Source organism: Rummeliibacillus sp. JY-2-4R, from assembly GCF_053847205.1.
Window position 1 is genome coordinate 1,099,311 of record NZ_CM132623.1, and the last position, 24,022, is coordinate 1,123,332.

The 24,022-nt window shown below is 34.6% G+C and carries 28 protein-coding genes; 23 read left to right on the top strand and 5 right to left on the bottom strand.

Features of this window, described 5'->3' with window-relative positions; genetic code table 11:
* The first annotated feature begins 132 nt into the window (after nt 1–132).
* From ACWV26_RS05095 to ACWV26_RS05105, 3 genes are all read left to right on the top strand, one after another.
* A complete protein-coding gene (locus ACWV26_RS05095; protein ID WP_455897291.1) occupies nt 133–516 on the top strand; it encodes a MerR family transcriptional regulator in 384 nt (127 codons plus the stop codon).
* A 50-nt stretch (nt 517–566) separates the two neighbouring features.
* On the top strand, nt 567–1,901 hold the full coding sequence (gene glnA, locus ACWV26_RS05100) for a type I glutamate--ammonia ligase (RefSeq protein WP_455897292.1): 1,335 nt from the start codon (nt 567–569) through the stop codon (nt 1,899–1,901).
* 256 nt (nt 1,902–2,157) lie between these two features.
* Entirely contained in the window at nt 2,158–2,340 is a 183-nt protein-coding gene (locus ACWV26_RS05105) for a hypothetical protein (protein WP_455897293.1), read from the top strand.
* Nucleotides 2,341–2,492: 152 nt separating this feature from the next.
* Here the strand turns inward: ACWV26_RS05105 and ACWV26_RS05110 are convergent, their stop codons facing one another.
* Nucleotides 2,493–3,041 carry a hypothetical protein gene (locus ACWV26_RS05110; protein WP_455897294.1) on the bottom strand — a complete coding sequence of 183 codons (549 nt, stop codon included), beginning with the start codon at nt 3,039–3,041 and terminating at the stop codon, nt 2,493–2,495.
* Nucleotides 3,042–3,346: 305 nt separating this feature from the next.
* Here ACWV26_RS05110 and ACWV26_RS05115 point away from each other — a divergent pair, with 305 nt between their 5' ends.
* The 4 genes from ACWV26_RS05115 to ACWV26_RS05130 all read left to right on the top strand — a co-directional run bounded on the left by ACWV26_RS05115 (nt 3,347) and on the right by ACWV26_RS05130 (nt 7,194).
* Nucleotides 3,347–3,988: a TrkA C-terminal domain-containing protein gene (locus ACWV26_RS05115; protein ID WP_455897295.1), complete on the top strand. Its 642-nt coding sequence runs from the start codon at nt 3,347–3,349 to the stop codon at nt 3,986–3,988.
* A 273-nt stretch (nt 3,989–4,261) separates the two neighbouring features.
* Complete coding sequence (locus ACWV26_RS05120) at nt 4,262–5,461, top strand: quaternary amine ABC transporter ATP-binding protein (protein ID WP_455897296.1); 1,200 nt, start codon at nt 4,262–4,264, stop codon at nt 5,459–5,461.
* The gene (locus tag ACWV26_RS05125; protein ID WP_455897297.1) at nt 5,454–6,317 is read left to right on the top strand and encodes an ABC transporter permease; all 864 of its coding nucleotides are present in this window, start codon (nt 5,454–5,456) and stop codon (nt 6,315–6,317) included. The genes ACWV26_RS05120 and ACWV26_RS05125 overlap by 8 nt, the downstream gene beginning before the upstream one ends.
* Nucleotides 6,318–6,321: 4 nt before the next feature.
* Nucleotides 6,322–7,194 carry a glycine betaine ABC transporter substrate-binding protein gene (locus tag ACWV26_RS05130; protein WP_455897298.1) on the top strand — a complete coding sequence of 291 codons (873 nt, stop codon included), beginning with the start codon at nt 6,322–6,324 and terminating at the stop codon, nt 7,192–7,194.
* A 128-nt stretch (nt 7,195–7,322) separates the two neighbouring features.
* On the opposite strand, the gene lexA is transcribed toward ACWV26_RS05130, so the two are convergent.
* The gene (gene lexA / locus ACWV26_RS05135; RefSeq protein ID WP_455897299.1) at nt 7,323–7,937 is read right to left on the bottom strand and encodes a transcriptional repressor LexA; all 615 of its coding nucleotides are present in this window, start codon (nt 7,935–7,937) and stop codon (nt 7,323–7,325) included.
* A 168-nt stretch (nt 7,938–8,105) separates the two neighbouring features.
* Between lexA and yneA the strand changes: the two genes are divergently transcribed.
* Together yneA and ACWV26_RS05145 are read left to right on the top strand one after the other, a co-directional pair.
* On the top strand, nt 8,106–8,426 hold the full coding sequence (yneA, locus tag ACWV26_RS05140; RefSeq protein ID WP_455897300.1) for a cell division suppressor protein YneA: 321 nt from the start codon (nt 8,106–8,108) through the stop codon (nt 8,424–8,426).
* Nucleotides 8,416–9,069: a YneB family resolvase-like protein gene (locus tag ACWV26_RS05145; RefSeq protein WP_455898181.1), complete on the top strand. Its 654-nt coding sequence runs from the start codon at nt 8,416–8,418 to the stop codon at nt 9,067–9,069. The genes yneA and ACWV26_RS05145 overlap by 11 nt, the downstream gene beginning before the upstream one ends.
* Nucleotides 9,070–9,138: 69 nt before the next feature.
* Here ACWV26_RS05145 and ACWV26_RS05150 read toward each other — a convergent pair whose 3' ends face one another.
* Nucleotides 9,139–10,599, bottom strand: coding sequence for an aminotransferase-like domain-containing protein (locus tag ACWV26_RS05150; protein ID WP_455897301.1), 1,461 nt, complete (start codon nt 10,597–10,599; stop codon nt 9,139–9,141).
* A 103-nt stretch (nt 10,600–10,702) separates the two neighbouring features.
* Here ACWV26_RS05150 and ACWV26_RS05155 point away from each other — a divergent pair, with 103 nt between their 5' ends.
* The 5 genes from ACWV26_RS05155 (at nt 10,703) to ACWV26_RS05175 (ending at nt 14,772) form a co-directional block, all read left to right on the top strand.
* Entirely contained in the window at nt 10,703–11,305 is a 603-nt protein-coding gene (locus ACWV26_RS05155; protein WP_455897302.1) for a LysE/ArgO family amino acid transporter, read from the top strand.
* A 248-nt stretch (nt 11,306–11,553) separates the two neighbouring features.
* Complete coding sequence (locus tag ACWV26_RS05160) at nt 11,554–11,790, top strand: DUF896 domain-containing protein (RefSeq protein WP_455897303.1); 237 nt, start codon at nt 11,554–11,556, stop codon at nt 11,788–11,790.
* A gap of 90 nt (nt 11,791–11,880) precedes the next feature.
* Entirely contained in the window at nt 11,881–13,884 is a 2,004-nt protein-coding gene (gene tkt / locus ACWV26_RS05165; RefSeq protein WP_455897304.1) for a transketolase, read from the top strand.
* Between the two features lie 134 nt (nt 13,885–14,018).
* On the top strand, nt 14,019–14,459 hold the full coding sequence (gene sirA / locus ACWV26_RS05170) for a sporulation inhibitor of replication protein SirA (RefSeq protein ID WP_455897305.1): 441 nt from the start codon (nt 14,019–14,021) through the stop codon (nt 14,457–14,459).
* Nucleotides 14,460–14,550: 91 nt separating this feature from the next.
* Entirely contained in the window at nt 14,551–14,772 is a 222-nt protein-coding gene (locus ACWV26_RS05175) for a YneF family protein (RefSeq protein ID WP_455897306.1), read from the top strand.
* A gap of 158 nt (nt 14,773–14,930) precedes the next feature.
* Here ACWV26_RS05175 and ACWV26_RS05180 read toward each other — a convergent pair whose 3' ends face one another.
* Nucleotides 14,931–15,866: an alpha/beta hydrolase gene (locus ACWV26_RS05180; RefSeq protein ID WP_455897307.1), complete on the bottom strand. Its 936-nt coding sequence runs from the start codon at nt 15,864–15,866 to the stop codon at nt 14,931–14,933.
* Nucleotides 15,867–16,207: 341 nt separating this feature from the next.
* On the opposite strand from ACWV26_RS05180, the gene ACWV26_RS05185 reads away from it, so the two are divergent.
* On the top strand, nt 16,208–16,468 hold the full coding sequence (locus ACWV26_RS05185) for a YqkE family protein (protein ID WP_455897308.1): 261 nt from the start codon (nt 16,208–16,210) through the stop codon (nt 16,466–16,468).
* Between the two features lie 49 nt (nt 16,469–16,517).
* Here ACWV26_RS05185 and ACWV26_RS05190 read toward each other — a convergent pair whose 3' ends face one another.
* Nucleotides 16,518–17,420 carry an aldo/keto reductase gene (locus tag ACWV26_RS05190; protein ID WP_455897309.1) on the bottom strand — a complete coding sequence of 301 codons (903 nt, stop codon included), beginning with the start codon at nt 17,418–17,420 and terminating at the stop codon, nt 16,518–16,520.
* Between the two features lie 69 nt (nt 17,421–17,489).
* Here ACWV26_RS05190 and ACWV26_RS05195 point away from each other — a divergent pair, with 69 nt between their 5' ends.
* The 8 genes from ACWV26_RS05195 (at nt 17,490) to spoIIAB (ending at nt 24,021) form a co-directional block, all read left to right on the top strand.
* Nucleotides 17,490–18,035: an NUDIX domain-containing protein gene (locus ACWV26_RS05195; protein WP_455897310.1), complete on the top strand. Its 546-nt coding sequence runs from the start codon at nt 17,490–17,492 to the stop codon at nt 18,033–18,035.
* A gap of 54 nt (nt 18,036–18,089) precedes the next feature.
* Nucleotides 18,090–18,599, top strand: a complete 510-nt coding sequence (locus ACWV26_RS05200) for a hypothetical protein (protein WP_455897311.1) — start codon at nt 18,090–18,092, stop codon at nt 18,597–18,599.
* 120 nt (nt 18,600–18,719) lie between these two features.
* Nucleotides 18,720–19,205 (top strand): ferric iron uptake transcriptional regulator, encoded by a 486-nt coding sequence (gene fur / locus ACWV26_RS05205; RefSeq protein ID WP_455897312.1) that lies wholly within the window; start codon nt 18,720–18,722, stop codon nt 19,203–19,205.
* A gap of 292 nt (nt 19,206–19,497) precedes the next feature.
* Nucleotides 19,498–20,403, top strand: a complete 906-nt coding sequence (xerD, locus tag ACWV26_RS05210; RefSeq protein ID WP_455897313.1) for a site-specific tyrosine recombinase XerD — start codon at nt 19,498–19,500, stop codon at nt 20,401–20,403.
* Between the two features lie 84 nt (nt 20,404–20,487).
* Nucleotides 20,488–21,690, top strand: a complete 1,203-nt coding sequence (gene deoB, locus ACWV26_RS05215) for a phosphopentomutase (protein ID WP_455897314.1) — start codon at nt 20,488–20,490, stop codon at nt 21,688–21,690.
* Between the two features lie 18 nt (nt 21,691–21,708).
* Nucleotides 21,709–23,013 (top strand): pyrimidine-nucleoside phosphorylase, encoded by a 1,305-nt coding sequence (locus ACWV26_RS05220; protein WP_455897315.1) that lies wholly within the window; start codon nt 21,709–21,711, stop codon nt 23,011–23,013.
* Between the two features lie 215 nt (nt 23,014–23,228).
* Nucleotides 23,229–23,582 (top strand): STAS domain-containing protein, encoded by a 354-nt coding sequence (locus tag ACWV26_RS05225; protein ID WP_455897316.1) that lies wholly within the window; start codon nt 23,229–23,231, stop codon nt 23,580–23,582.
* Nucleotides 23,575–24,021, top strand: a complete 447-nt coding sequence (spoIIAB, locus tag ACWV26_RS05230; protein WP_455897317.1) for an anti-sigma F factor — start codon at nt 23,575–23,577, stop codon at nt 24,019–24,021. Before ACWV26_RS05225 ends, spoIIAB begins: the two co-directional genes overlap by 8 nt.
* Nucleotide 24,022 lies beyond the last annotated feature (1 nt).

A 24,022-nucleotide genomic window follows, 5' to 3' on the forward strand; every position in this document is an offset into this window, starting at 1 on the left:
AAAGGCTCGTAAACTTAATGTTTACGGGCTTTTTTAATAGAATTAGAATAACATGTAAGAAAATCTAACATACTGTTGACAGGGAAATTAACATAGTGTAATATAAATCTTGTGAAAGGTAAGGTGATGGATATGAGTAAAGAAATTCGCAAGACCATGCCTTTACTACCAATCAGTATAGTCATGCAACTTACTGATTTAACCGCTCGGCAAATTCGTTATTACGAAGAACATGAGCTAATCACACCTGCGAGAACTGAAGGGAATCGTCGGATGTTTTCATTAAACGATGTTGATGTTCTACTTGAAATAAAAGACTTATTAGACCAAGGCATTAACATGGCAGGTATCAAAAAAGTCTTCGCAATGAAGAACGAGCCAGTATTGGCAAAACAAACGAAAACTGATATAACGGATGCTGATTTAAGACGCATTCTTAGAGAAGAAATGCAGCAAGCACAAACAATGCAAAAAACGTCTATTCGTCAAGGGGATTTATCTCGATTCTTTTTTTAAGAGTTGAGTATTTATAAAGTTTATTACATATTAATGGGAGAGTGATTAGTTTGAGTAAATACACAAAAGATGATATCCGTAGACTTGTTGAGGAAAAAGAAGTTAAATTTATTCGTTTACAATTTACTGATATCTTAGGTACGATTAAAAACGTTGAAATTCCAGTGAGTCAATTAGAAAAAGCACTTGATAACAAAATGATGTTTGATGGATCTTCAATTGAAGGATTTGTTCGTATTGAAGAATCAGATATGTATTTATATCCAGATTTGGATACATTCATTGTATTCCCATGGACTACTGGTAAAGGTACTGTTTGTCGTTTCATCTGTGATGTTTATAAAGCTGATGGAACTCCATTTGAAGGGGACCCTCGTAACAACCTTCGCCGTGTTTTAGGACGTATGGAAAAAATGGGTTATACAAGCTTCAATCTAGGACCTGAACCTGAATTCTTCCTATTCAAATTAGATGAAGATGGTGAACCAACTCTAGAATTAAATGACCACGGTGGTTACTTCGATTTAGCACCAACAGATCTTGGTGAAAACTGCCGTCGTGATATCGTGTTAGAACTTGAAGAAATGGGCTTTGAAATCGAAGCTTCTCACCATGAAGTTGCTCCTGGTCAACACGAAATTGATTTTAAATATGCTAATGCAATCGAAGCTTGTGATAATATCCAAACATTCAAATTGGTTGTAAAAACAATTGCTCGTAAACATGGTTTACATGCAACATTCATGCCTAAACCATTATTCGGTGTAAACGGCTCTGGTATGCACTGTAACGTTTCATTATTCAAAGGCAAAGAAAATGCATTTTATGATGAATCTGGTGAATTAAAACTTAGCGAAACTGCTTTCCAATTCATGGCAGGCGTATTAAAACACGTTAAAGGATTCACTGCAGTAACAAACCCAACAGTTAACTCTTACAAACGTTTAGTACCTGGATATGAAGCTCCTTGCTACGTTGCATGGTCAGCTCAAAACCGTTCACCATTAATTCGTATTCCAGCTTCTCGTGGTTTATCAACTCGTATTGAAGTACGTTCAGTAGACCCAGCTGCTAATCCATACTTAGCAATGGCAGTAATTTTAGAATCTGGCTTAAATGGTATCGAACAACAACTTACACCACCACCTGCAGTAGATCGCAATATCTACATTATGAATGCAGAAGAACGTGCTGAAGAAGGTATCGGTAACTTACCAGCTAATTTAAATGATGCACTTGCTGCACTTGCAGAAGATAAAGTAATTCAAGATGCTCTTGGTAGACATATCTATGCAAACTTCCGTGAAGCAAAAGAAATCGAATTTGACATGTTCCGTACACAAGTACACCAATGGGAACGTGACCAATACATGAAAATGTATTAAGATGAAATGGAAAAGCGCTTGAGGCTTTAGGTCTTAAGCGCTTTTTCTTTGTCCTCTAATTTTATTATTTGTGGACAAATTTTTTATTTAATCCATATTTTTTTCTATGATAGTTTCTTTATATATTCATCTACTCCGTAACTTCTGAGAAACATCTACAAAGATAGGTGTATTTCTATGTAAAATATTGGTTGGGGATTATTAAAGGAAAAACTCTCTATTATGTCGAAATTCATTAGATAGAGAGGTGAGGGGAATGTGTAAATTAGGATTACCCAGTAGTAAAATAAAAGAATATCTAGATCAAACTAGCTTATGCGTTGGAGATAAGAAAATTATACAAGAATTAATTGAGCAAAATAATAAAGAGATTGAAAAAGAAGTTGCTTCAGCCCTAACTGAAAAAAATAAAGATGCAATAAGTTTTTCAATTAGTTAAGAGATATAAAAATGTGAGCACATCTTGTCAGGTGTGCTTTTTATATGCCTTCGACAATGGGTGAAAAGCGTTGAAGCTTTTAGCCTCAACGCTTTTTCCTTATTAAAGATTTTATTGAGGTAAGTAAAATTGTAAATGCAAAAAAGTATTGTCTAATTTTGCTCATCCTTAGATTTTTCAATAGGCTTATTTTGCTCTTCAATTTTCCTGAAATGAATATCATCGCTTATTTTCTTTTCATCCTGGTGCTTCAATGCGAGTACTGCTGCCCTCCCATCGCTTGGCGAACCATCTGAAAAATACATAGGAAATAATGAGAAAAACAGAATATAAAATGAGAAATAAGTAAACTGATACCAAAAGACAGACTTATCTAGAATTCCTTGAGAAATGAGAGCTTGTATCAGAAAAATACCTATCAGGTTGAATAAAGAACCGCCTAGGTATATCAATGCGTTTGTTATTCGGTTATCATGCTTTAACATTTTAAACTCGCATGCCCCATTCCAGAAGTAGTATTTCTTTACTTCGATATTCCATAAGGAGAATACTACCTGCCCACATCCAATACTGATTTTTTTCTCCGCCCCCCCGAAAAGTGTAACGAAAAAAATATGTCCGCTTAAATGGATAAGCGTAACGAAGGGCAGAATCACGAAAAAAGAGATTAGAAATTTTATTATATCAGCGAATCCAAACATGATTGTCCTCCTAAAATATTCTGTTTAGAATATCTACCCGGATAACAAAGAATAATAACTAGAAAAAATTTGTAATAATTAGTGTGCTATGTATTCTAAAGTTACATTAGAATACAATAATTTCCGGATGAGGGACTTTATGAATGATTGTTGCTTGATACATCAAGGTTAGACATTTAAAATCAACTATTGCGTTTAAATGCTTTTTTATTTACATACAAATATAAATCATAGTATATACATTTCAATGGTGATATGATAAGCCTTAGTATTAAGCATTTTTTTATGAAAGGGTATGAAGTTCTATGCCTGAGATGGAAAAAAAAACGAAAATCAAGCAGTCTAAATATCAAATTATTGCTGCCGATATTGCCTCTAAAATTGTTGAAAATAAATACCGAATTGGCGAAAGAATATATGCCAGATCTTCTTTAGCAAGTCAATATGGTGTGTCTTCGGAAACGGCACGTCGCGCAATTGCAGTGCTGCATGATTTAGAAATTGTAGAAACTTCAAAAGGTTCGGGCGTTATTATAAAATCATACGAGAACGCTGCGAAATTTGTCCATCAGCTACAAGATGTACAATCAGTAAAAGAAGTTCAACGTGAAATGGTTGATAGCATTTCTCAACAGAAGAAAGAACTCGAAAAGTTGGAAACTTTAACAAAGGAATTAGTAAGTCGTACTGACCGTTTCCATTCACTTAATCCGTTCGTTCCATTTCAAGTAACCGTTACAGGGGAATGTGCTTATTTAGGAAAGACCATTCAAGATTTGAATTTTTGGCAAAATACAACAGCAACAATTGTTGGTATTAAAAGAGGGCAGGAAATCTTATTATCACCAGGTCCTTATGCTTCGTTGCATGAATATGATGTGATCTATTTTATCGGAAATGAACAATGTGTTGACACAGTTCAAAATTTCCTTTTTTCAAAAGATTAAATAAACACAATTTAAAATACGGGTATCTAGGTAATCTAAAAAATTTTAGATTACCTTTTTTGTGGGAAATTTTATTTATTTAAATCATAAGAAGTACTCAAATTCTTTGCTGAAAAAAGCAAAAAATCTAGAAATATGATTACTCGGCTATTTAGTTTGTAATTGGTGGCTATTTGACTAAAGTAACAACCTGATGATAACATTAAGTTGTTACTTTGTGTTGAAGCGGTTAAATGCTGATAAATAGAAAATCTTTTTTTAGGGGAGATATATTTGGAAAAACTTAAAATTGATCACGTAAGTAAAGTTTTTGGTAAGCGCACAAATCAGGCGCTAGACTTGGTTAAACAAGGAATTACAAAAAATGAAATCTTGAACAAAACAGGAGCAACTGTTGGTGTATATGATGCTAGTTTTTCTGTAAATGAAGGTGAGATCTTCGTTATTATGGGGTTATCTGGTAGCGGGAAATCAACACTTGTTCGATTATTAAACAGATTAATAGAACCTACAAACGGTAATATTTTTATAGATGGAGAGAATATCTCGAAAATGAATAAAGAACAGTTGCGGAAAGTACGTAGAGAGAAAATCAATATGGTCTTTCAAAACTTCGGTTTATTCCCTCATCAAACAATACTACAAAATACTGAATACGGTTTAGAAGTTCGTGGAGTATCAAAAGAAGAACGTAGAGAAAAAGCAGAGCAAGCTTTAGAAAATGCAAGATTACTAGATTTCAAAGATCAATATCCAAATCAATTGTCTGGTGGTATGCAGCAACGTGTAGGATTAGCAAGAGCGCTTGCGAATAATCCGGATATTTTATTAATGGACGAAGCATTTTCAGCACTCGATCCACTTATTCGAAAGGGCATGCAAGATGAGCTATTGGATTTACAATCTACGATGAAAAAAACAATCATATTTATCACACATGATCTGAATGAAGCACTAAGAATTGGAGACAGAATCGCTATTATGAAGGATGGTCAAATTATTCAAATTGGAACAGGTGAAGAGATATTAACAAATCCAGCAAATGATTATGTTCGTAACTTCGTAGAAGATGTAGATCGCTCGAAGGTTCTAACAGCAGAAAATATTATGATACGTCCAATTACGGTCAATGTTGAACAAGACGGACCAAAGGTTGCGCTTGCCAGAATGCGCCAAGAGGAAGTAAGTATGCTTGTTGCTCTTGACCGCAGTCGGAAAATTAAAGGTTATATAACAGCTGATGATGCATTAGAATCTGCTAAACGTGGAGATAAAAGTATTAAGGAAATTGTTCATTCAGATATTGTGACTGTTGAACACGATACTCTTATCCAAGATGTTTTTAATGTGATCTATGACGCTCCAACACCAGTTGCTGTCATAAAAAACAGCAAACTTATTGGTATTTTAATCAAGGGAGTTGTTATTGAAGCATTAGCAAAAGATAGTGAGGGGGTATTAGTACATGAGTAATTTTCTAGATCAATTTTCAAAAATACCCGTTGCAAAATGGACACAAAACGCAATGGACTTTTTGACAGATCATTTTGCTGGTATGTTTGACACCATACAAGCAATAGGCCAAATAACGATGAATTCTATTACGGATTTCTTGATGATTATACCACCTATTCTTTTAATAATAATTGTAATGTTACTAGCATTTTTTGCTTCAGGAAAGAAAATAGGATTAGCAATCTTCTCGATGATTGGTTTGTTATTTATCTACAACCAAAACCTATGGGAAGAGTTGATGAATACAATTACACTAGTATTATTTGCGAGTATTATATCAATAATAATAGGTATTCCTATTGGGATATTAATGTCGAAAACTAGATTTGTAGAGAGTATCATGAAACCCATCTTAGACTTTATGCAAACGATGCCTGGTTTCGTCTATTTAATACCAGCTGTTGCCTTTTTTGGCATAGGAGTTGTACCAGGAGTATTTGCTTCTATTATCTTCGCAATTCCACCGACAATACGATTTACAAATCTCGGTATAAAACAAGTATCAAAAGAGTTAATCGAAGCATCTGAATCATTCGGTAGTACTTCTTTCCAGAAATTATTTAAAGTTGAACTTCCTCTAGCAAAATCCACTATTATGGCGGGAATAAACCAAACAGTAATGTTAGCACTTTCTATGGTCGTTATTGCTTCTATGATTGGTGCTCCAGGATTAGGTCGCAAAGTATTGTCAGCTTTACAACGTGCTCAAGTCGGAAATGGTTTTGTTGCGGGTTTATCTTTAGTAATCTTTGCAATAATAATTGACCGATTATCACAAAGCTTTAATAAGAAGAAATACGAACAAAAAGGATGATTGGATGAAACTAAGCAAAAAGATGAAAGCCATTAGTTTAGCTGCATGCATTGGATTAAGTACGATACTTGCAAGCTGTGATTTAAATTCTGTAAAGAGCAAACAAATTAACTTAGCTTATGTAGAATGGGATACTGAAGTAGCATCTACAAATGTTATTGGAAAAGTATTAGAAAATATGGGATATGATGTCCAACTTACTCCACTAGATAACGCAATTATGTGGGAAGCTGTATCAAAAGGTGAAGCAGATGCAATGGTAGGAGGTTGGTTACCAAATACCCATGCTGCACAATATAAAAAGTATAAAAATGATTTAGATGATTTAGGTCCGAATTTAAAAGGGGCAAAAATAGGCTTGGTTGTCCCAAAATATATGAAGGAAAATTCGATAGAAGATTTGAAAATGCAGGCAAATAGTACAATTACGGGTATTGAGCCAGGAGCCGGTGTTGTTGCCACAGCTGAAAAAGCTTTGAAAAGTTATGATAATTTAACCTCATGGAATGTAAAAACTGCATCCTCAGGAGCCATGACTATTGAGCTTGGTAAAGCGATTAAAAATAAAAAAGATATCGTGATTACAGGATGGTCACCCCACTGGATGTTCCAAAAATATGATTTAAAATATTTAAAAGACCCCAAAGGTGTTTTTGGTAAAGAAGAAAGTATTCACACTTTTGCACGTAAATCGCTGAAAGAAGACAAACCAGACGCTTATAAAGTTTTAGATAGATTTAACTGGTCCACTAAGGATATAGAAGAAACGATGCTAAAAATTTCAGAAGGTGAAGACCCTGAAGATGTGGCAGAAGAATGGATTAAAAAGAATCCAGAAAAGGTTGCAAGCTGGACAAAAGGGATAGATGAGAAATAATGATTAATATGAAACAAAGAGTCCTAAAGTCATTTGAAAATATGAAATTTAAATAGTGAGTAATAGAAAAAAGCATCCAATTCTAATCTATTAATAGAATAGAATTGGATGCTTTTTCATATAGTAGATTATTGAACATTACGATATAGTCCTACTACTTTACCAAGTATAGATACATTGTCTACAATAATTGGTTCCATAGAAGAGTTTTCTGGTTGAAGACGGAAATAACCATCTTCTTTGTAAAAACGCTTTACAGTTGCTTCGTTTTCTTCTGTCATTGCTACAACAATATCACCATTATTGGCTGTTGCTTGTTGTTTTACAATTACGTAATCACCATCCAAAATACCAGCTTCTATCATAGATTCACCCATGATTTCAAGCATAAAGATATGGTCGTCGGAAGTGCCGTAAAAGTCTGGAATCGGAAAATATTCTTCGATATTTTCAATGGCCGTAATTGGTAAACCAGCAGTAACCTTTCCTACTAATGGTACATGCATGACGCCTTGTTTTGAAATATTATCTTGGTCCAAAATTTCTATGGCACGAGGTTTTGTTGGATCGCGTCGAATAAGGCCTTTGCTTTCGAGTCTGTTTAAATGTCCGTGGACAGTAGAACTTGAAGCTAGACCGACAGCTTCCCCAATTTCTCGGACAGAAGGTGGGTACCCTTTCGTGCGAACTTCTTCTTTAATAAATTCTAGTATATCTTCTTGTCTTTTCGATACTTTTTTCAATCCAATCACCTCTTATCTTGAGTCTCTTCTAAAATTGTTAAATTTAGTATAACATTTGCGAACAAACAATGCAAACATAAGTTCGAAAAAGCAGTTGACAAAAACAAACGTTCGATTTATATTAGGAACATACATTCCGAACAAACATTCGATGAAAGGATGACTTACATGAATTGGGTTAAAAAAAATCAAAACACAACACTACTTTTTGCAATCATTATCATTGGCATGATTATACTATTCGTATCAAATAGAGATGTCACTAATTATACAAAAATTGAAATAGAACAAGGAGATACGCTTTGGACATTATCCGACGAATATAAAGGTGATCTTACAAATGATGAATGGGTTCGTCTAGTGAAAAATGAGAACAATATGATTGACGATAAAATAATAGCTGGTCATACTTTAAGTATTCCTGAATATAACAATACAATTTCAAATGATAAGGGAATAGAAGTGGCGAGTGAAGAAAATGGTAGATAAAAAAGCGGTTCTGTATTGTCGGGTAAGTACAGAAAAGGAAACTCAAGATACATCATTGGAGAGGCAAGAGTTAGAGCTAAGAGAATTTGCTTCAGCTAAAGAATATGAAGTGGCTGAAGTTTTCACTGATCGACATAGTGGCTATGATATTGATCGTGAAGGATTATTAGACTTACTAGAATATATAAAGGATTATCAAATTCATGCTTTATTTGTTCAAGATGAAACACGCTTGGGTCGGGGAAATGGACGCATGGCTGTACTACATTTGTTACAAAAAATGAATGTTGATATATTTACATTAAGTAATTCTGGTAATATGCGACTTAATGAAATGGATACGATGTTACTTGAAATTTTAGCTCTTGTAGAAGAATACCAACGTAAATTACATAATGCCAAAATAAGGCGGGGCATGAAGCGTGCTGTCGAAAATGGCTATAGACCTGAAAATAACTTAAAAGATAGAGGAAATCCTGAAGGAAGAGAAAGAATAGATGTTCCAATTGATCAAATTGTTAGCCTTAGACAAAATGGTATGACATTTGAAGAAATAACGGCTACATTAAAAGGATTAGGCTTTCAAATCAGCAAAGCAACGATTCATAGACGTTATAAAGAATATGAATTGGAAAGTAAATAGTGAATTTTAAAGCGGGAACTTATAATATATCTAAATTTCATAATTATTAATGCGAAAACTGCTGCAACTCTATTCATTAGGTGCAGCAGTTTTTAGTTTATTAAGAAATAAAATACTTTCTTCGTATAGAATATATATTCCATTTTTTAATTCTTCTAAAGATGCATAAGCATAAGAGAGACGAATATGATGAGAATCATAAGAGTTATAGATATAACCTGGATTGATTAACACTTTTCTCTGAAGTAGTTTGAGGAAAAATTCCTTGGTTACAATAGGCTCATTAAATCTAAACCAAATATAAAAGCCGCCTTTAGGTTTCTCCCATGTGGCCAAAGATTCAAACAACTCATTAAGAATCGTATCAAGAAGTGTAGCACGAAACTTCAATTGTTCTCTTAAAAAAGTTAAATGATTTTCATATAAATCAGAATTTAGCCAATGCGTAACAATTTCTTGAGAAAAAGCACTTGTCCCGTAATCCATTTGCATTTTAATATCTGCTAATCTCTTAATCACAGGTGTTGGACCGACTATCCAACCAACGCGTAATCCAGGACTAAGAGTCTTTGAAACACTTCCGATATATAGAACTTGACCAGATGTATCAAGTGATTTGATAGATGGAGAAACTAATTTTGAGTCAAATAGTAATTCGAAGTAAACGTCATCTTCAATTATTGGAATTCGAAGTTCAATACATAAGTTATAGAGATTTTGTTTTTCTTCTAATGACCAAACACTTCCGGTAGGATTGTTTAATGTAGGAATCGTGTAATAAATAGATTGTCGATTTCTTTTCATTTTCTGTAATGATTCTTTAAACATTTCCTCTTGAGAAACGGATTTTAATTGCATACCAAAAGATTGAAAAGGATGAATTGAATTTAAATAGGAACTGGGCTCTTGGAATACAATTGAGCCAGGTTCAAATAATCCCAATGATATTAACTGAAGCGCCTGCAGTGCACCAGAAACAATCAAAATGTTTTCCGGTGTAGTAGTAATCTTTCGTTTGCTTAAATAGTTACATAAAGCTTGACGCAATTTTTCACTACCTTGTGGGGAAGAATAGCCAATATCTTTTCCTTCAAATGAAAGATTTTGAAGGGATTTTTGTAATTTAGTAGTTGGCAACAAAGACGGAGAAAGCTCTCCAGTCCCTAAGCGGATTACAGTATTGTCTTGTTCATATTCATTGATCATTTGAATAGTATGATCATTTGGCTTATGAATGCTTGCTTCGATGTAGCTTTGCCAATTAGGTTGATTGTTTTTCGATAATAAATTCCAAGAGTTATTGGCAACAAATACACCTGAACCTATTCTAGACTCCAATATACCATCAGCTTTTAATTCATCTAAAGCGAGTTTTATTGTACTTCGATTTACTTCAAGCAAAAAAGCAAGTTGTCGCTGTGTTGGAAGTTTTGTGCCAACCACCCAATCTCCTGATTTAATCTGTTCTGTAATCCATTGTATAATTTGATGATGTAAACTTTTTGGAATAGTACGGCTCGGCTTCCACATGCTCAAATGACTCCTTTCTTAAAATTGGATGGGTAGATAGCCAACCAATTGGGCCTTTTCTTATATTTATATCATAGTACGATAATTATAGAAGGAGGAGGACATGGACGCTTATATTCATGGATTTATTTTAGCACTTGGTTTGATTTTACCGTTAGGTGTACAAAATGTTTTTGTTTTTTCTCAAGGAGGCACGCAACCAAATATATTGAAAGCATTGCCAGCGAGTTTAACTGCAGCTATATCAGATACTCTATTAATTGTTTTAGCGGTGTTCGGAGTTTCAATGATTGTTTTCCAATATGAATGGGTTCGAATCTTTCTGCTAATTGGAGGAATACTTTTTTTACTATATATGGGGAAAGTAATATGGAGCTCAAGCTCTTTAAATGTCGAAAAAGAACAGGCATTACCTATTAAAAAGCAGATTCTCTTTGCGCTATCTGTATCTTTATTAAATCCACATGCGTTATTGGATACAGTCGGCGTAATTGGTACAAGCGCATTAAAATATAGTGGAGAGGATCAATTATTTTTTACTTTGGCGTGTATTAGTGTTTCATGGTTATGGTTTGTAGGTTTAATGATTGTAGGGGCTCTTATGAAAAAGTTACAAATTTCGAAAACGATTTTTAACCTTTTCAATAAACTTTCTGCACTATTTATATGGGGAACGGCAATCTATTTATTGATCAGCTTGTTTTAAGTGATTTTGCATTTTATCCCGCATTAACGGGCTTATGGCTCAACTGCAAGTTCGACAGCAGAACGGGATTAACAATTAGTGGGCGATGGCCAACTAAAAACGCCACGAAAATTCTTCTTTGGTACTAGTACGTCCTGTAAATTGAAACGCCACTGATTGAAGTTTCACTTTATTTAAGCTTTAGGCTTGCGCTTGAAGCTTTTTTTTCTTACCTTTATAGTAGTGTAGTTATGAAAGGTGTGTTAAACGTGTTACCAAAAGACAAAATCCAGCGTATTAACTATTTATCAAAAAAATCAAAAGAAACAGGTTTAACGATTGAAGAAGCAAAAGAACAAACAGCTCTTCGAAAAGAATACTTGGATACATTTCGTGAATCAATGAGAGGGACAATTGAAAACGTACGTATTTTTGATCCGAATGGGGATGAAGTCACTCCAGAAAAATTACGTGCAAAACAACAAAGAAACAAACCATTAAATTAATTGAACAATTGAAAAAGCATTGTGTTATGAAAGAATGTTGACTAAACTGTAATAGAATAATATTTTGCTTTATGAAAGGATGTCTACTAAATGGCTCAACAAGCAGATCAGCTTGCAATAAACACAATCCGTACTTTGTCCATAGATGCAATTGAAAAAGCAAATTCTGGTCATCCAGGATTACCAATGGGTGCAGCACCAATGGCATATACGCTTTGGACAAAACAATTACACCACAATCCAAAGAATCCAAAATGGTTCAACCGTGACCGTTTCGTCTTATCGGCTGGACATGGATCAATGTTATTATATAGCTTGCTTCATTTAGGTGGGTATGATCTTCCAATGGAGGAAATCAAAAACTTCCGTCAATGGGGTTCATTGACTCCGGGCCATCCAGAATATGGCCATACTGCTGGGGTAGAAGCTACAACTGGTCCACTTGGACAAGGGATTGCAATGGCTGTCGGTATGGCTATGGCAGAAGCTCATTTAAGTGGAGTATATAACAAACCAGATTATGACATTATTAACCATTATACATTTGCGCTTTGCGGTGATGGTGATTTAATGGAAGGTGTATCAGCAGAAGCAGCTTCTCTTGCTGGACACTTACAATTAGAAAAGCTAATTGTTCTTTATGATAGTAATGATATCTCATTAGATGGAGATTTAAATAAGTCTTTCTCAGATAATACTGCAGAACGCTTTAAAGCATATGGTTGGAATTATATCTTAGTACAAGATGGAAATGATATTGATTCTATCAATAATGCTATTGAACAAGCAAAAGCTCATGTTGGTCAACCTACATTAATTGAAGTGAAAACTGTAATTGGATTTGGTTCACCAAACAAATCTGGTAAATCAAGTTCCCACGGATCACCACTTGGTAGTGATGAAGTAATGCTTACAAAACAAGCCTACGAATGGGATAATGAAGATTTCTTCGTACCTGAAGAAGTTTACAATACATTTAAAGAAGCAGCGAAAATTCAAGGTGAAGATGCAGAAGTTGCATGGAATGCCCAATTTAATTCTTATAAAGAAACATATCCTGAACTTGGCTTACAATTAGAAAAAGCAATAGCAGGCGATCTTCCTGAAGATTTTGATGCAGAAATACCAACTTATGAAGTTGGAAAATCAATTGCTACTCGTTCATCTTCAGGTGAAGTAATTAACGCATTAGCAAAGAAAGTCCCAGCATTCTTTGGTGGTAGTGCCGATTTAGCAGGTTCAAATAAAACAACAATCAAAGGTGCAGGCGATTTCTCAAGCTCTGAACGTGATGGCCGTAATATTTGGTTTGGCGTTCGTGAATTTGCAATGGGTGCAGCACTTAATGGTATGGCGCTTCATGGTGGTTTAAATGTCTTCGGTGGTACATTCTTCGTATTTTCAGATTACGTTCGTCCAGCAGTTCGTCTTTCTGCTCTTATGGGATTACCAGTAACATATGTATTCACACATGACTCAATTGCAGTTGGTGAAGATGGTCCAACACATGAACCAATCGAACATTTAGCAGCATTACGTGCAATGCCAAATCTTTCTGTTATTCGCCCAGCAGATGCAAACGAATCAGCTGCAGCTTGGAAACTTGCAGTATCTTCTAAAAACCGCCCTACAGCTTTAGTATTATCTCGTCAAGATTTACCAGTACTCGATGTAGATGTACAAACAGTTTACAATGGCGTTTCAAAAGGTGCTTATATTGTCAAAAAAGCGGATAAAGAAGTTGCAGATGCATTGCTTTTAGCAACTGGTTCAGAAGTTCAATTGGCAGTATCTGCTAAAGAAGAACTTGCGAAAGAAGGTATTGATGTAACTGTTGTGTCAATGCCTGATTTTGATCGCTTTGATGAACAAGATGAAGCCTATAAAGAAAGTGTGTTACCAAAAGCTATAACGAAACGTTTAGCAATCGAAATGGCATCTTCATTTGGTTGGCATAAATACACTGGTTTTGAAGGTGATGTACTTGCAATCGATGGTTTTGGTGCAAGTGCTCCTGGAGAAATCGTGATGAAAGAATATGGTTTTTCTGTCGACAATGTTGTATCTAAAGTTAAAGATCTATTAGCAAAATAAAACATAAAAAAGTAGAGGGAATTTCCCTCTACTTTTTGTTTTTTGACAAAGAAAGTGCAATATTTACAGGTGAAATTGACAAAATATTTGCTAAAATGAAGGTATAATTAGTTGAAAGAAGGGAGTGACAATAGATGCGTGTTTACTCAATCTTTCATGTCAAAAAAAAGCATCAGTCATTTATATACGGTAGAGAACGGTTATTATTTGAATTAATTAATAATATAAAAACTGAAAAAAATGCTTTTTATCCATCTCAGGAATTGACTTATTTATGCGAATTATTGCCAATTGATGAAATTGAAGCGTTTGTCGAACAATACTTATATAAAGATTTTACTGCCATTCAGATGAAGAACCATGAGATTTTTTTGACTCATGAATTTAAGGGCGACTTACATATCGAAATTCAACCATATTATTTAACAGTAACTTGTGTTGGATCACGTATGTTAGAATTGGATTTATTTGCAACATTATCAAAACTAAGTCCAGGGTTCATAGGGTTTAACAAGAACGAAATGGAATGTGGTTGGCTAAAACCTCCTAAATTTTCTGTTGTCGCAAAGGGTTAAATCAGATAAATAGTAGTATCAAAATAGTTTTTATTGTATAATCCTCTTGGAGATAATTTTCTCGTATGTGAATTTTAGAGGAGGAAAATAAGTGAGTACTGGCTTAGCAATTACTTTAATAGTAGTAGCACTAATCATAGGTTTAGTTGGAGGATTCTTCATAGCTCGACAATATATGATGAAATATTTAAAAGAAAATCCACCAATTAACGAACAAATGCTACGTGTGATGATGTCTCAAATGGGACGTAAACCATCAGAAAAACAAATCAAACAAATGATGAACCAAATGAATAAATTGAGTAATAAATAAATACTTGTTTACAATCTGTAAACAAAATACTTTTTGTACAAGTTGTTTATTTGCTTAATTATTATAATAATGAAATCTAAATAACAAAAACCAATGGAAAATTATTTATTTCCATTGGTTTTTTTATTTGAAAAAAATTTTAGAATGAGAAATGCTTCTCACATATGATTATTTGTCATCACATATTCATGTAGAAACTCACGAACTGTATCTTCATATTCTTGAGGATTTGCATTGAAGGATTGTGCATGTGCACCTTGTTCGAACAGTTTCAACATTTTTGGTCCTTTTTTTAATCTGTATAATTCGATGGTCATCGAAGGGAGGATAAAATCATCTGGTAGACTATGAATAAATAGTACGGGTTTATCAATATTTGTAACAGCCGTACGAGGTGCTACGCTTTTCAGCCAGTAGCCATCACGTAATCTTAAAAATATATTTGCAAGTCTAATGGCAAGTGGACTTTTGAATGGCGTTTGTTTAGTCAATAGATAATATAGTTCTTCTGAGAAATCAGAATAAGGACAATCGGCAATATAGAAGTGTGCTTTATCTTCTAAAGTTCCAGCATACAAGATTGTTGTTGCAGCTCCCATTGATTCCCCGTGGACCCCTATAGTGGCATCATCGCTTACTCTTTCTTTCATATAGTTCAGAACTGCTTGTAAATCGACTTTTTCATAATAACCATAACTTGTTGTCTTACCACCAGATTCACCATGCCTTCTGTGATCATAAACGACTGTGTTAAAGCCAAGACGTTCAAATAATCTTACATATTTTACAGAGTTTACTTTGTTTTCGGTCACGCCGTGGCACACAATCATCGTATTTGCTGTATCTAATGGTTTAAAATAGATTCCTTTTATCAAATATCCATTGGGGGAGTCGATACTCAAAGTTTCTTTGTGAACTGTTTCAAACCATTTTTCATCATAGCGCATTGCTTTTTTTTCACGATCTAAAATAAAATCATCGTCTTTTTTCTTAATATAAATAATTCGACTTGATACAAGGTAGCCAATCAATGTTATGGCTCCCCCGATAATTCCTGTCAGTAAGCCAATAATCCAGATAGCCCTTTTTTTCATGAGTAACACCACCTTCTAACTTTGTCTATATAGCTTATATTGAGCACTTGTAATTTCTACTTTCAAAAATGGTTGTAACTGTATTTCTCATTCTGCCCCCTTATATTCTGAATTAAAAGAATCCAGGAAAATTTTTGTTTTCTATATTATATGTGAGTTGATTTTATAATTCGTAGTTTTTCAAAAAAACGTTAATGTTACTTTCAAAGGTCTTATCAGTTCATTCCTTTACTACTTGTTGTACTTGATAACTGTTGATAATGTACACAGTAAGCAGTAAAATTGAATGAAATTGGTAATGACATCATACAACAATTTATATTTAAGGGAGTACAAATATAATGGCTAAGAAAAAAAGACAGCATAGTGAACAAAAACAATCAAAATCAATAGAAAAGGTAGAAAAACTTACTTTAGAAGATCAATTGAATGGCGATGTACTAGCAAAATTGAAACTTGCTAAAAAGGAACTTGTGGCAAAAGAGCAACAAGAACAAGAAGAAAAAGAAGCTCAGCTTGCATTTGAAAGAAAACAACGTGAAAAGAACAAAACGTTTGCTGAATTATTTGAAGAATATGGGGATAAAGGTTCCAAGTTTTAATTCAATATTGTAAAAAAACGGGAAGAATTGTAGAATTCTTCCCGTTTTTTTAATCTCGATGATTGATGTATATATCACGTTTAGTAGTGTTAATAAGTTCCTCTAAATTCTCAATTTGATCAATGGATTCATAGGCACTAATCGTCTTTACTAATTGTTCTTTTGAACTTGCACCAACAACAGCAGATGCAATTGTTTGATGTCGCAAAATGGTTTTTAATGCAAGTGCATGGATTGATGATGTGTGTTCAAAAAGCTGTGAAAGTGTTTCTTTTAGTTCATCTTGAGAATAAGTTAAATAGCCATTTGTTTTGGAAAGACGTGTTTGCCATTCGTCCGTCAATAATCCTTTTGCTACTGAGCCACGCGTTACAACAGATGCTCCTTGATTTCCTATAAAATCTAGCCATTCTTCTGGTCTTCGGTCAAGTAAGCTATATTGCATCATGACAGAAACAGCATGACTTGTTGGTAAAAAGCGTTTTAAAACATTTGGTCGAATTGATGAAATTCCATATTCACGTATTAAGCCATCTTTTTTTAATTCTTCAAATGCTTCTATAACTTCATCCCAATTATCCTCAGATGTCCCACCATGAAGTTGATATAGATCCACATAATCTGTTTCTAAACGTCTTAAACTTTCTTTAATACCTTTTTTAATATGTGATTTCGATGCATCCCAGTGCCATGTATCAGCTGAAGAATCCCAAACGTTTCCTACTTTCGTTGCTAAAATAATATCTTGTCTTTTTTCTTTTAAAAGCTTTCCTATCATTTCTTCATTTAGACCATGATTATAAAGATCCGCAGTATCGAAATAATTAATACCAAAATCAAGTGCAGCGTCCATAATATACGACGCATCATGAACGTCTGTTGGTAATGACATACAACCTAGACTAATTTCAGAGATATGTAAATCAGAAGAACCTAATTGTCGCTTTTTCAAAAATACCGCCTCCTTCAAGATAATGGTACAATGAAATATAGTAAAAGAACAATGGAGAGGGATTTATAGATGAAAAAATTCGAAGAAAAAACGATTTCAACAAAGCAAATTTTTGATGGACGTATAATTAAAGTCCAAGTAGATGAGGTAACATTACCAAATGGCAAAACAGCAACTAGAGAATTGGTGAAGCATCCAGGAGCTGTTGCAATTATCCCAATTACGAGTGAAGGAAAGATTGTGATGGTAGAACAATTCCGTAAACCGCTTGAGAAAAGTATTATCGAAATTCCTGCAGGTAAATTAGAGCCGGGAGAAAAACCTGAGTTTACAGCATTAAGAGAATTGGAAGAAGAAACTGGATATGGTGCAACTGAGTTAGAGTTGATCCAATCATTTGCTACTTCTCCAGGCTTTGCAGATGAAATTATTCATCTATTTGCAGCGAAAAATCTATTTAAAATTGCACAACCAAAAGATTTAGACGAAGATGAATTCGTCGAACTAATGGAAGTTAGCATAGAAGAAGCTGAGCAATTAGTGAAAGAACAACGTATTTATGATGCTAAAACAATATTAGCAATTATGTGGGCGAAAAATAATCTAGTAAAATAAGGTATGTTTAAGAGTGAGGAGCATAGGTTGTACTATTAGAAAGTAGGTGACCTAGTGAATCGCTCAATGCAAATAACTTATTTTTTCCTAATCATTTCAATTGGCTATATTGGAGGTATTATCGCATTTAAGATGTCAACACCAGCTCATAATGAATGGTTGATATCAATAATGGACCCAAGGCTTTTATTAGAAGATAAGCCAAAATTGTGGCAATCATTATGGCCAGCATTCATGCCTTATGTATTTTTAGTGTTGCTTGCTACACATCAATGGTTTAGGCATGCTACAAGACTTGTTGTTGTAAGTAAAAGTGCCTTCTTTGGTTTTTGTTCTGCATACTTAATTGCTACACAAAATGCATTTTGGAATTATGCACTCTGGTGGTTCCCAGTGCAATTTGTGTATACTTGTTTATTATTATTATTTTCAATTGTCCTCGTTCCAAAACCATTTTATGATAGTCGCAAAAAGGGTATACACTGGAAAAGAATTGTTGTTATTAGTATCATGACTATAATAGTGTTTGGTATTGAACTTCTTATTGTTCATTTTATGTTTTAATTTCTAATTATTTATTGATAATAATTATCAATAAATAACCATTACAATGAAATTAGTCGCTTAATCTTGTAATGAGAATTAAACATTTGGTATAATGGTAGAAGTTTAGGGGGGCGTCATATGGAGAGCCGTATCGATCGAATAAAAAAACAATTACATGGTGCTAGCTATAAACTGACGCCGCAACGAGAAGCGACGGTAAGAGTACTTTTAGAAAATGAGGAAGATCATTTAAGTGCTGAAGATGTATACCTTTTAGTGAAGGAGAAAGCACCTGAAATCGGTCTAGCGACTGTTTATCGTACATTAGAGTTACTAACAGAACTTAAAATTGTCGACAAGATTAATTTTGGAGATGGAGTGTCTCGATATGATTTACGACAAGAAGGAGCAGCTCACTTTCATCATCACCTCGTATGTATCGAATGTGGCGCCGTCGATGAAATTCAAGAAGACTTACTTGAAGATGTAGAAGCAGTTGTTGAAAAACGCTGGAATTTCCAAATTAAAGATCACCGATTAACATTTCACGGTATATGCTGGCGTTGCAACGAAAAGCATGCTGAAGAACAAAAAAACAAAGAACAAAATAATAATGAAGAATAGTTTATCCCGCATTAACGGGTAGTAAGACACGAACTTAAGGCTTTAGAAAATACGAAGAAGCATAGGTGGAAAATAACTGCCGGTAAATGCCCGATTGATTCAACTATCAATCAGAGGGGGTTGGAAGAACCCCTCACTGATTGAAGTTTCATTTTATAGCGAATGTAAAGGATGGCGGAGGTGCTATCCTTTTTTTTATACTTTTATAGCCATTAATCAGACTGACTCATGTTTGTTTAATAAAATTCGTTTATTTTAATCACAAAACTGTAACAATGAGGAGGGGATAGCAATGAAACAAGATATTTTAGATGCAATCGCAGATTATATACATTTTCTAAGAGTCGAACGTCAATTATCTGAAAACACATTACAATCATACGAAAGAGATATCAAAGACTACACAACGAATATTTTTGATAAACAACAGTTAAATACTTTTGATGATATAGATAGGCTTCACATTTTACAGCATTTACAGGCATTACGAAATAAAGGTATATCCGTTCGAACAGTTTCTAGACATATCTCATCCATACGTTCTTTTCACCAATTTTTGCTAAGAGAAAAGAGATGTGATCATGATCCCACAATTCATATTGAAATGCCGAAAATTGAGCAAAAGTTGCCTAAGGTTTTATCAATTGAAGAAGTTGATCGATTAATAAAAGCTCCGAACATTGCAAAACCTCAAGGAGTCAGAGATCGGGCAATGTTAGAGCTACTCTATGCAACAGGTATGCGTGTCAGTGAATGTATAGCCTTAAATGTAGATGATATCCATTTAACAATGGGATTTGTACGTGTATTTGGTAAAGGCGGAAAAGAACGGATTATTCCGTTAGGCAGTTCAGCAATTGAAGCATGCACAAACTATTTAAATGTAGCACGATTTAAGTTAGAAAATCAAAAATTGAGAACTGAAGCGTTATTTATTAACCAAAGAGGGAAAAGATTAACTAGACAAGGTTGTTGGAAATTGATGAAGGGTTATGCTGCTGATGCAGGAATTGAAAAGGAATTGACCCCGCATATACTACGACATTCATTTGCTACGCATTTAATTGAAAATGGAGCAGATTTGAGAGCGGTCCAAGAAATGCTTGGCCACGCAGATATAGCAACAACGCAAATTTATACGCATATAAGCAAATCAAGATTATCTGAAGTATATAAGCAATTCCATCCTAGAGCATAATATTTTTGATTTCGTCAGATGTCTGACCTTTATTTTTTTTCGAGATTTGTTAAAATGAGTTGTAGGAACAAGGAGGATAATTTGATGAACACAAAACCATTTAAACGCATTCACTTAATCGTAATGGATTCAGTTGGAATTGGTGAAGCACCTGACGCTTCAAAATTTAACGATGTAGGTTCTGATACACTTGGACACATTGCTCAAGAAATGAAAGGGTTAACAATGCCGAATATGCAACGACTAGGCTATAACAATATTCGTGGCTTGATTGGTCTTAACGATTTAGAAGGTATGAAATCAGTAGAAAAACCAGAAGCTTACTATGGCTATATGCAAGAAGCTTCAGTTGGAAAGGACACAATGACGGGGCACTGGGAAATCATGGGTTTAAATATAAACAAACCTTTCAAAGTATATCCAGAAGGATTTCCACAAGAATTAATCGAAGAATTAGAACAACGTACTGGACGTAAAGTTCTTTGCAATAAACCTGCATCAGGTACACAAGTTATCGAAGATTTCGGTAAAGAACATATGGCTACTGGTGCAATCATCGTATATACATCTGCAGATCCTGTACTGCAAATAGCAGCGCACGAAGAAGTTGTACCTTTAGATGAATTATATAGAATATGTGAAATTGCTCGTGAAATTACATTAAAACCAGAATATTTAGTTGGTCGTGTAATTGCTCGTCCATTTGTAGGGGAACCAGGAAACTTTACTCGTACTTCAAATCGACATGATTATGCATTAAAACCATTCGGGCGTACTGTGATGAATGAAATGAAAGACGCTGGCCTCGATGTTATTGCGTTGGGTAAAATCTCTGATATCTATAACGGAGAAGGTGTAACAGAAGCTATTCGTACAAAAGATAATACAGATGGGATGGATAAATTAGTAGAAGTTGCTAAAAAGGATTTCCATGGTTTATCATTCTTAAATCTTGTTGACTTTGATGCGAAATACGGCCACCGTCGTGATCCAATTGGATATGGAGAAGCATTAGAAGAGTTTGATCGCCGTCTTCCAGAAGTTCTTGAACTATTAGAAGAAGATGACTTATTAATGATTACTGCGGATCATGGGAATGACCCAACATTTCCAGGAACGGATCATACACGTGAGTTTGTGCCATTAATCGCATATTCTCCACGGTTCAAAGAAGGAAAAGCGCTTCCAAAAACAGATACTTTTGCATCCTTAGGAGCAACAGTTGCTGAAAACTTCGAAGTGAAACTTCCTGAATTTGGTAAAAGTTTCTTACAACTTTTAAAATAAGAAAGAGGCGATGATACCATGAGAATGGTTGATATTATCGAAAAAAAACGTGATGGTCATGAATTAACAACAGAAGAAATTCGTTTTTTCATTGATGGATACACAAACGGCTCTATACCGGATTACCAAGCAAGCAGCTTAGCAATGGCAATATTCTTCCAAGATATGACTGATCGTGAACGGGCAGATCTTACTATGGCGATGGTGGAATCCGGTGATCAAATTGATTTATCTGGTATTGAAGGTATAAAAGTAGATAAGCATTCAACTGGTGGAGTAGGTGATACTACTACTCTTGTTCTAGGACCTCTTGTTGCTGCAGTAGGTGTTCCTGTAGCGAAAATGAGTGGACGCGGTTTAGGTCATACTGGTGGAACAATAGACAAATTGGAGTCAATCGAAGGATTCCATGTTGAACTTACATCTGAACAGTTTACACAACAAGTAAACGATATTAAATTAGCAGTCATTGGCCAAAGTGGAAATTTAACTCCTGCGGATAAAAAGCTATATGCTCTTAGAGATGTTACAGGGACAGTTCCAAGTATTCCATTAATCGCAAGCTCAATTATGAGTAAAAAAATCGCAGCAGGAGCAGATGCCATCGTCTTAGATGTTAAAACAGGCGACGGAGCATTTATGAAAACGGTTGAAGATTCAAAAAAACTTGCTCATGCCATGGTGAAAATTGGACATAATGTTGGCCGCCAAACAATGGCCATCATTTCTGATATGAACCAACCACTAGGATATGCCATAGGGAATGCTTTAGAAGTAAAAGAGGCAATTGAAACATTAAGCGGAAAAGGTCCAAAAGACTTAACGGAGCTTTGTTTAACTCTAGGTTCACAAATGGTTGTAGTAGGTGGGCATGCAAAAACAATCGAAGAAGCTCGAAAACTTCTAGAAGAAGTTATATCAAATGGAACTGCTCTTGAAGTATTCAAAAAATTCATCAAAGGCCAAGGTGGAAACCCAGACGTCGTAGATGACTTATCATTACTTCCTCAAGCAAAGTATACATTTGAGGTACCTGCAAAAGAATCAGGTTTTGTAGAACATATTGTTGCAGATGAAATAGGTACAGCGGCTATGTTACTAGGTGCTGGTCGTGCAACAAAAGAATCTGAAATTGATCTTGCAGTTGGCTTAGTACTTCGTAAAAAAGTAGGCGAAGCTGTAACTGCAGGAGAGTCATTAGTTTCAATCTACTCTAATAGAGAGAATATAGAAGAAGTGTTAGATAAAATTTATGCAAATATTAGTATTTCACAAGAAGAAGTGAAAGCTCCAACTTTAATTGAAGGCATTATTACTGAATAATTGAATAAAAACGTGCCGCATTGGTTATAAATGAGCCAATGTGGCATTTTTTTTTATTTTTTCCACTATTAAATGATTAAAAGAGAGGTTATTTTCACAAACTAATGGATGATATGTCGTATTTTTTCTATCTTTAGCATTTTAATTGATAAATTGTCATGGCAAAGGATTCTTCTATTTATCCGTAGAATAGTTCTTGAAAAGGAGGTATGTAAATGCAGCACCATATTGAAATTACATCAGAAAAAATTGCGATTATCCGATTAAAAGGAGAGCTTGATCATCATGCAGCTCGCCAAATTCGTGAAGATATATCGCAAGCTATTTACAGTGGCTATGTACAAGATATTATTTGGAATTTAGAGGGGCTACAGTTTATGGACAGTGCAGGAGTAGGCTTAATCTTAGGAAGAATGAGAGACCTACAAGTACAAAATGGTCGTACATTAATCATCAAACCTTCTTCAACAATGGAGAAAATTTTCCAATTTTCAGGATTAGGCAAATATATTTGGCATGAATCAGAGCATGAAGCCATCCAAAGTTTAGGAGGGATTCTTCATGGATAATGAAATGACGCTATCATTCTTGGCAATTAGTGATAATGAGGCACTTGCTAGAATCGCAATCACAAGTTTTCTAGCTGTTTTAGACCCTACAATAGAAGAATTATCAGAGATTAAAACAGTCGTCTCTGAAGCTGTAACTAACGCGATTATACACGGATATGATGAAAATCCGAATGGAATTGTGACTGTCCAAGCAACACGTAATGGAAGAGAAGTAACAATTACTATTTTAGATCAAGGCGTTGGTATAGAAAATGTAACACAAGCGATGGAACCACTTTATACAACTAAACCATTGCTAGAAAGGTCAGGTATGGGCTTTACCATTATGGAAAGCTTTACAGATCAACTAGCTGTACAATCAGAACTTGGGAAAGGAACGGCCGTCACCTTTAAGAAACAATTTCAACCAGTAGAAGAGCCGCTATATGTAAGGTGAG

Excerpts from the sequence above, each read along its gene's own strand:
- ACWV26_RS05095 (WP_455897291.1), top strand. The coding sequence starts at position 133 with ATGAGTAAAGAAATTCGCAAGACCATGCCTTTACTACCAATCAGTATA.
- ACWV26_RS05105 (WP_455897293.1), top strand. The coding sequence starts at position 2,158 with ATGTGTAAATTAGGATTACCCAGTAGTAAAATAAAAGAATATCTAGAT.
- ACWV26_RS05110 (WP_455897294.1), bottom strand. The coding sequence starts at position 3,041 with ATGTTTGGATTCGCTGATATAATAAAATTTCTAATCTCTTTTTTCGTG.
- ACWV26_RS05115 (WP_455897295.1), top strand. The coding sequence starts at position 3,347 with ATGCCTGAGATGGAAAAAAAAACGAAAATCAAGCAGTCTAAATATCAA.
- ACWV26_RS05125 (WP_455897297.1), top strand. The coding sequence starts at position 5,454 with ATGAGTAATTTTCTAGATCAATTTTCAAAAATACCCGTTGCAAAATGG.
- ACWV26_RS05130 (WP_455897298.1), top strand. The coding sequence starts at position 6,322 with ATGAAACTAAGCAAAAAGATGAAAGCCATTAGTTTAGCTGCATGCATT.
- yneA (WP_455897300.1), top strand. The coding sequence starts at position 8,106 with ATGAATTGGGTTAAAAAAAATCAAAACACAACACTACTTTTTGCAATC.
- ACWV26_RS05145 (WP_455898181.1), top strand. The coding sequence starts at position 8,416 with ATGGTAGATAAAAAAGCGGTTCTGTATTGTCGGGTAAGTACAGAAAAG.
- ACWV26_RS05150 (WP_455897301.1), bottom strand. The coding sequence starts at position 10,599 with ATGTGGAAGCCGAGCCGTACTATTCCAAAAAGTTTACATCATCAAATT.
- ACWV26_RS05155 (WP_455897302.1), top strand. The coding sequence starts at position 10,703 with ATGGACGCTTATATTCATGGATTTATTTTAGCACTTGGTTTGATTTTA.
- tkt (WP_455897304.1), top strand. The coding sequence starts at position 11,881 with ATGGCTCAACAAGCAGATCAGCTTGCAATAAACACAATCCGTACTTTG.
- sirA (WP_455897305.1), top strand. The coding sequence starts at position 14,019 with ATGCGTGTTTACTCAATCTTTCATGTCAAAAAAAAGCATCAGTCATTT.
- ACWV26_RS05180 (WP_455897307.1), bottom strand. The coding sequence starts at position 15,866 with ATGAAAAAAAGGGCTATCTGGATTATTGGCTTACTGACAGGAATTATC.
- ACWV26_RS05185 (WP_455897308.1), top strand. The coding sequence starts at position 16,208 with ATGGCTAAGAAAAAAAGACAGCATAGTGAACAAAAACAATCAAAATCA.
- ACWV26_RS05195 (WP_455897310.1), top strand. The coding sequence starts at position 17,490 with ATGAAAAAATTCGAAGAAAAAACGATTTCAACAAAGCAAATTTTTGAT.
- fur (WP_455897312.1), top strand. The coding sequence starts at position 18,720 with ATGGAGAGCCGTATCGATCGAATAAAAAAACAATTACATGGTGCTAGC.
- xerD (WP_455897313.1), top strand. The coding sequence starts at position 19,498 with ATGAAACAAGATATTTTAGATGCAATCGCAGATTATATACATTTTCTA.
- deoB (WP_455897314.1), top strand. The coding sequence starts at position 20,488 with ATGAACACAAAACCATTTAAACGCATTCACTTAATCGTAATGGATTCA.
- ACWV26_RS05220 (WP_455897315.1), top strand. The coding sequence starts at position 21,709 with ATGAGAATGGTTGATATTATCGAAAAAAAACGTGATGGTCATGAATTA.
- ACWV26_RS05225 (WP_455897316.1), top strand. The coding sequence starts at position 23,229 with ATGCAGCACCATATTGAAATTACATCAGAAAAAATTGCGATTATCCGA.
- spoIIAB (WP_455897317.1), top strand. The coding sequence starts at position 23,575 with ATGGATAATGAAATGACGCTATCATTCTTGGCAATTAGTGATAATGAG.